The following is a 6,215-nucleotide window of genomic DNA, read 5'->3' as shown; positions in this document are numbered from 1 at the left end:
GTGCAGGGTAGTCGGGCGGCTGCGGGTACGTCGTGGCTGGTCGCGCAGTTCCCCGCGCCCCTTAAAAACGCAGGCCAGCCGCTGTCTTTTAGGGGCGCGGGGAACTGCGCGACCAGCCCCCACCGGGCCGCACCATGAACTCAAGCCAGCAGCCCCGAGGCCTTCCACAGCCGCCGCCCCACACCCCGCAGCACACCAATGTCGTCGAGGAAGTCCGTCAGCTTCTTCGACCCGTTCTGCATGACCTCTCGCCGATGCCCACTCGCCCGCACCTGAGCCACCGCCTCCGCCCGGTCGAGCCCGACGTTCGTGTAGACCTCAGGGTTGACGAAAGCGATGGAGAAGATCCGCGCGAACTCCCCAGAAGTGACCCGCGTGAACTCCTGCGACCACCGCGGGGCAGTGATCATCTGCCGCCGCAACTCCTCCCGCGCGTACCGGACATGACGAGCCTCCTCGACGACATGGATTCGCGTGACCCCCCGAACCAGCGGCTGTACCCGCTCATCCGGAAACGTCAACCGCTGCATCCAGTCGAGGACTTCCTCCCCGAGCAGCGTCGCCGTGAACGAACCGGGCGTCGTGGAGATGGTCTTGAAGAGCCGCCCGAGGTTCTGGTGGACCCGGCTCACCGGATACCAGGGCGTATCGCCCCGTGAGATCAACCGCGCGAACATCTTCGAGTGCCGGCACTCGTCCTCGATCTCGGTCAGCGCGTAGCGCACATGCGCACTCGTCGCCGCCTTGTCGTAGATGTGCCGGACGAGCAGCTGCATCAGGATCAGCTCGAACCAGATGCCCAGCGAGGCGAGCGCCGCGGCCTCGTGCTGGGAGAGCAGGACGCGCTGTTCCTCACCCATCCGTTTCCACAGCGGGGTGTCGTACAGGGACACCAACTCCGGCGGCCAGAACCACTTGCCGTCCTCGAAGGGCGCGTCCCAGTCCAGTTCCTTGTCGGGGTCGAAGGAGTGCTTGGCGGAGGACGCGAGCAACCGCTCCGCGACCTGCTCGCGGTCCTTCAACAGCCCGAGCGCGTCACGCAGCCCGTCGACCGCGTCGGCTTCGGTCAGGGTCGTCATGGTTCTCCCACCTCGCGGATCGGTGTGTTACCCGGGGTCACATCCTCCGACGTCTTATGAGACTGCTTGTCAGCAAGCTCGTCAACCCTCGTGCGGGACTTATTGGCCGGGCGGCGGCGATCCGCACACCTGTACGGTGCTGGCGTGTCCATGCCTCCCCCGCCGTCGCAGCCTCCCCCGCCGTCGCAGCCGCCCGCAGCCTTCACAGCGCCCGCAGCCTTCACAGCCTTCACCGCCGGAGAGCCTCTACGGCCCGTCCGCCGCCCACGGCTGGGGAGTTCAGCCCGTCCCGGTACCGCCCTCCCCGCTTCGGCGGCGCACCCAACTCGCCCTGCGGGTCCTGTCCGTGGTGCTCGGGCTCGGCTTCGTCGTCAACGTGGCGATCGTGCGGGTCCGGGAGGCGACCGCGGCCGAATTCCCCAAGGCGGAGTACGGATTGACCCTCCCCGGGACGCTGCTCGACAGCCGTTACCGACTCGCGCACGACCTCACCGGCACCGCCGGCCGGGAGATGGAGGAGGAGCTGTCCCACAGCCGGAACTCCCGGGTCACCCACGCCGTCGTCGCCCGCTACAGCCTCTACGGCGACGCGGGCCAGGGCGCGTTGGTGATCTCCGGCTTCTACGGCCGGCTCAGGAACACCGGTGCGATCCGCGCGGGCGCGCTGAAGGGCTTCGGGGCCGGTGCCGGCAAGACGGTGATCGTCCCGCCGAAGGACGTCACCCCGGCAGGCTCGGGGACCCGGATCAGCTGCGAGATCGTCACCGACAGCTCGGCCGGCCCGACGTACACCTTCCCGGTGTGCGCCTGGGCCGACGGCAACACGTCCGCGCTGGTCGCCGAGATGACCTTCGGCGGGGTCAGCGCGGACCTGGACCTGAAGTCGGCCGCCGGAACGGTGCTCCGCGTGCGCTCGGAGGTGCGCACGCCGATCAAGTAGGCGGACGGTCCGCTACACCGAACAGCCCATCCCCTCAGGGACGTTGACCGGCTCCACCGGCCCCGCCCCCTGTGCCGCGAACGACGTCCGCAGCGTGAACGCGTACGGCGTCGGGCCATGCGCCCGCAGATGCAGGAGTCGTTCCTCCGCCTCCGCCACCGTGGGGCGGTGGCCCGCCGGGACCCACCACAGGACCGCCATCGCCTCCCGCACCCGCTCGAACCACTCCCGGCGCCGGGCCAGCAACTCCCGGTGCTGCCCCTGGTACATGAACGCGTTCAGGGCGTCCGTGTCGCGCCACACCGACATGTTGATGATCAGCCAGTCGTCGTCGAGGACCGGGACGTCCGTCGCGTTGCCGGAGTCGGACTGGAGGCGCCAGACGAAGCCCGCGGCGGAGTCGGAGGTGGCGTTCACGGGATCGAGGGCGTCGACGAAGTCCTTCAACTCCGGTGAGTCCAAAGGGAACTTGAGGCGGCCGACGTTGGCCTGGGCGAGTTCGTACGCGGGTGTTGTTAAGGCATGGTTGGTCATGACCGAACGGTAGGTCGGCGCGCGCCGGCCCCGGTACCCCCGTCTCAGGAACCGAGCACCGCCTCCATCACTGCCTTGGCGATCGGCGCCGCGTCGCCGCCGCCGCTGATGTCCGACCGGTCCGCCGACGCGTCCTCCACCACCACCGCGACCGCCACCTTCGGCTCCATGTCCCGCTCGCCCTGCGCCCAGGACACGAACCAGGCGTACGGCGTACCGGAGTTGCCGATGCCGTGCTGCGCGGTGCCGGTCTTGCCGCCGACGGTCGCGCCGGGGATCGCCGCGTTCGTGCCGGTGCCTTCGGTGACCACGTCCTCCATGAGTTCCTTCATCTGTACGGCGGTTGCGGGGTGCATCGCCTGGCGGACGGGGCGCGAGCCCGGCGTCGACACCGTCTCGCCGCCCCGTCGTGTCGTCCGTTCGACCAGGTACGGCTCCCGCACCTGCCCGCCGTTCGCGACCGCCGCGGCGACCATCGCCATCTGCAACGGCGTGGCCCGCGTGTTGTACTGCCCGATCGACGACAGCGCCAACTGGGCTTTGTCCAGCGTCGTGTCGAAGGTGCTGGGGGAGACCGAGAACGGGATCCGCGCGTCGGTGTCGTTGAAGCCGAACGCCTCCGCCGTGGTGCTCATGTCCTTCACGCCCACGTCCACGCCCAGCTTGGCGAACACCGTGTTGCACGACCACTCGAAGGCGGAGCGGAGCGGCGCGTCCACGCAGCCGTCGCCCTCGTTCGTGAGGGTCGTGGAGGTGCCGGGGAGGGTGTACGGGTCGGGGGAGTCGGTCGCCGCGTCCAGGTCCGTCACCACCCCCGCATCCAGCGCCGCCGCCGCGGTGACCACCTTGAACGTCGAACCCGGCGGATAGGTCTGCCGTACCGCCCGGTTGAGCATCGGCTTGTTCGGGTCGGCGTTCAGGCGGGCCCAACTGCGGTTCGCGGAACGGCTGTTGCCCGACAGGGCGCCGGGGTCGTAGGACGGGGTCGAGACCAGTGCGAGGATGCGGCCGGTCGATGGTTCGATCGCGGCCACCGCGCCCGTGCGCGCGCCGAGTCCGGCGTAAGCCGCCTGCTGTGCGGCCGGGTTGAGAGTGGTGACGACGTTGCCGCCGGGGTTCTGGGCGCGGGTGAGGTCGTTCCACAGGGGGAACGGGGAGAGCATCGAGTCGGTGCCGGAGAGGATGCCGTCCTCGGAGTGCTCCAGGAACGTCGTGCCGTACTCCTGCGAGGCGAAGCCGGTGACCGGCGCGTACAACGGGCCGTTCCTGTACGTCCGTTCATAGCGGAGCTGCTCGCCGGAGTCGCGGGAGCCGGTGATGGACTTGCCGCCGACGAGGATGCCGCCCCTCGGCTGGTCGTAACGGGCGATGGTGTGGCGGCGGTTGGCGATGTTGTCGTCGTAGGAACGGGACTGGAAGACCTGGATGCGGGTGGCGTTCACCAGCAGGGCCAGCAGGAGCAGGGTGCAGAAGGCCGCCGCGAGGCGCATGTGGCGGGTCATGGAGTCGGTCACGCGGCCACCTCGATGTCGTACTGACGGCGGGACGAGTCGCTCAGCCGGATCAGCAGGGCGACGATCGCCCAGTTGGTGACGACCGAGGAGCCGCCCTGGGCGAGGAACGGCATCGCCATGCCGGTCAGCGGGATCAGGCCGGTCACCCCGCCCGCGATCACGAACACCTGGAGCGCGACGATCGAGGCGAGCCCGACCGCGAGCAGCCGGCCGAAGGGGTCGCGCAGCGCCAGGCCCGCCCGGTAGCCGCGCTCCACGAGAAGGCCGTAGAGGATGAAGATCGCGGAGAGGCCGGCCAGGCCGAGTTCCTCGCCGGCCGTGGCCAGGATGAAGTCCGATTTGGCGGCGAAGCCGATGAGGATGGAGTGGCCGAGGCCGAGGCCCGTGCCGAGCATGCCGCCGGCCGCGAACGCGAAGAGGGACTGGGCGAGTTGGTTGGGGCCGTGGCCCGCGTCGATGGACGCGAAGGGGTGCAGCCAGTCCTGGACCCGGCTGTGGACATGCGGTTCGAGCCCGCCGACCGCGACCGCGCCGAGGGCCGCGAGCAGCAGGCCGACCGCGATCCAGCCGGTGCGGCCGGTGGCGACGTAGAGGAGGGTCACGAACAGGCCGAAGAAGAGGAGCGAGGTGCCGAGGTCGCGTTCCATGACCAGGACGCCGACGCTCAACAGCCAGATCGCGACGATCGGGCCCAGCACGCGGCCGGTGGGGAGCTGGAGGCGCCAGACGCGGCGGCCCGCGTAGGCGAGCGCGTTGCGGTTGGCCGCGAGGTACGCGGCGAAGAAGACGGCGAGGAGCACTTTCGCGAACTCGCCCGGCTGGATGGAGAATCCGCCGATCCGGATCCAGATCCGGGCCCCGTTCACGGCCGGGAAGAGGACCGGGAGGGTGAGGAGGACGAGGGCGGCGGCCACGCAGACGTAGGCATAGCGCTGGAGCACGCGGTGGTCGCGCAGGGCCACGACCACGACGATGAAGAGGGTCACGCCCAGGGTGGACCACACGAGTTGGGTGGGTGCGGCCCGGTCGCCCGGGGTCTCCAGGTCGAGCCGGTAGATGAGGACGAGCCCGAGGCCGTTGAGGAGGACCCCGATCGGCAGGAGGAGCGGGTCGGCGTACGGGGCCCGCAGCCGCACCGCGATGTGCGCGAGCAGGGCGAGCACGCCGAGCCCGGCGCCGTAGCCGGCGGCGCCGGGCGGGACCGTGCCGTTCTTCGCGAGACCGACAGCGCAGTAGCCGTACACGGAGAGCAGGACGGCCACGACGATGAGGGTGAGTTCGATGCCACGGCGCCGGGGGAGGCGCACAGCGGGTGTGGGGAGGTCCGCTGTGACGGTGGTTCCGGCGTTGGTCATGTCCGGAACTTACCCAAATGGTGCGGGTTGTGTGCCTTGGGTGGGGAGTGTGTCTCGTCCGTCAGCACCAGCGGGGCGCGGGTCCGATGTTGTCGATGTAGCGCGCCGAGCCCCAGGCCCAGGTGCCGTCCGTGAGGAGGTACCAGAGGTGGTTGCCCTGGACGTTGGAGCCGTTGGTCTTGCAGAAGATCTCGACGTGCTCACCGCGGTAGGCGTACCGGATGATCCTGCTGCCGCGGTCCGGGCGGGAACGCAGGGCGAGTTGACCGGCCGTGACGACACCCCGGTACAGGCGCGGGTTGTCGTGATCGCCGTGGTCGCCCTGGTGGTCGTAGTCACCACGACCGCCGAAGTCGTCGTCACCCTGCTGGTTCCACCCGCCGTCGTCCTGACGGCTGACGCCCGGGTCTTCGTCCCCCCATTCGTCGTCGGCCACAGCGGGAGTGACAGCGGCAGCGGTGACCAGCGCACCGGCGGCAACCGCTATACCAAGCCGACGGAGGGAGAGGCTGAGGGACATGGGGGAACCTCCAAGGGTGGGGCGAACCTGACTAATCGCCACATTAGGAGGAGGGGAGAGCCCTCGCTCGTCACACTGGTCCACACGAGCGGGCGCCATATGAACGCGGGCCGCGTGGGCGCGCCCCAAAGGGGCGCGGGGAACTGCGCGACCAGCCACGCACGGCCGTCAGTCGACGAATCACCCGCAGCCCCGAGCTCTCGTCGCCCCACTTACCGGAGCGTCAGGATCGCCAGCGCCCCACCACCATCACCGGCGTCCACATTCGAGAAC

General features: G+C 69.8%; 6 protein-coding genes. 1 reads left to right on the top strand and 5 read right to left on the bottom strand.

Annotated features, from left to right (window positions below; all coding sequences use genetic code 11):
- Positions 1 to 140: 140 nt before the first annotated feature.
- Positions 141 to 1,079, bottom strand: coding sequence for an AurF N-oxygenase family protein (locus AC31A1_RS44560; RefSeq protein WP_489658783.1), 939 nt, complete (start codon positions 1,077 to 1,079; stop codon positions 141 to 143).
- Positions 1,080 to 1,215: 136 nt separating this feature from the next.
- Between AC31A1_RS44560 and AC31A1_RS44555 the strand changes: the two genes are divergently transcribed.
- Positions 1,216 to 2,019, top strand: a complete 804-nt coding sequence (locus tag AC31A1_RS44555) for a hypothetical protein (protein ID WP_489658782.1) — start codon at positions 1,216 to 1,218, stop codon at positions 2,017 to 2,019.
- A 12-nt stretch (positions 2,020 to 2,031) separates the two neighbouring features.
- Here AC31A1_RS44555 and AC31A1_RS44550 read toward each other — a convergent pair whose 3' ends face one another.
- The 4 genes from AC31A1_RS44550 to AC31A1_RS44535 form a co-directional block, all read right to left on the bottom strand.
- The gene (locus AC31A1_RS44550) at positions 2,032 to 2,553 is read right to left on the bottom strand and encodes a DUF3291 domain-containing protein (protein WP_489658781.1); all 522 of its coding nucleotides are present in this window, start codon (positions 2,551 to 2,553) and stop codon (positions 2,032 to 2,034) included.
- Positions 2,554 to 2,597: 44 nt separating this feature from the next.
- Positions 2,598 to 4,055, bottom strand: a complete 1,458-nt coding sequence (locus AC31A1_RS44545) for a penicillin-binding transpeptidase domain-containing protein (protein WP_489658784.1) — start codon at positions 4,053 to 4,055, stop codon at positions 2,598 to 2,600.
- 8 nt (positions 4,056 to 4,063) lie between these two features.
- Positions 4,064 to 5,422 carry an FtsW/RodA/SpoVE family cell cycle protein gene (locus AC31A1_RS44540; protein WP_489658780.1) on the bottom strand — a complete coding sequence of 453 codons (1,359 nt, stop codon included), beginning with the start codon at positions 5,420 to 5,422 and terminating at the stop codon, positions 4,064 to 4,066.
- Between the two features lie 61 nt (positions 5,423 to 5,483).
- The gene (locus AC31A1_RS44535) at positions 5,484 to 5,942 is read right to left on the bottom strand and encodes an SH3 domain-containing protein (protein ID WP_489658779.1); all 459 of its coding nucleotides are present in this window, start codon (positions 5,940 to 5,942) and stop codon (positions 5,484 to 5,486) included.
- Between the last annotated feature and the right edge of the window lie 273 nt (positions 5,943 to 6,215).

Source organism: Streptomyces sp. P5F9 (assembly GCF_057961495.1).
Note: the sequence above shows the minus strand (reverse complement) of the source record. Positions and strands in the feature narration are given on the sequence as shown.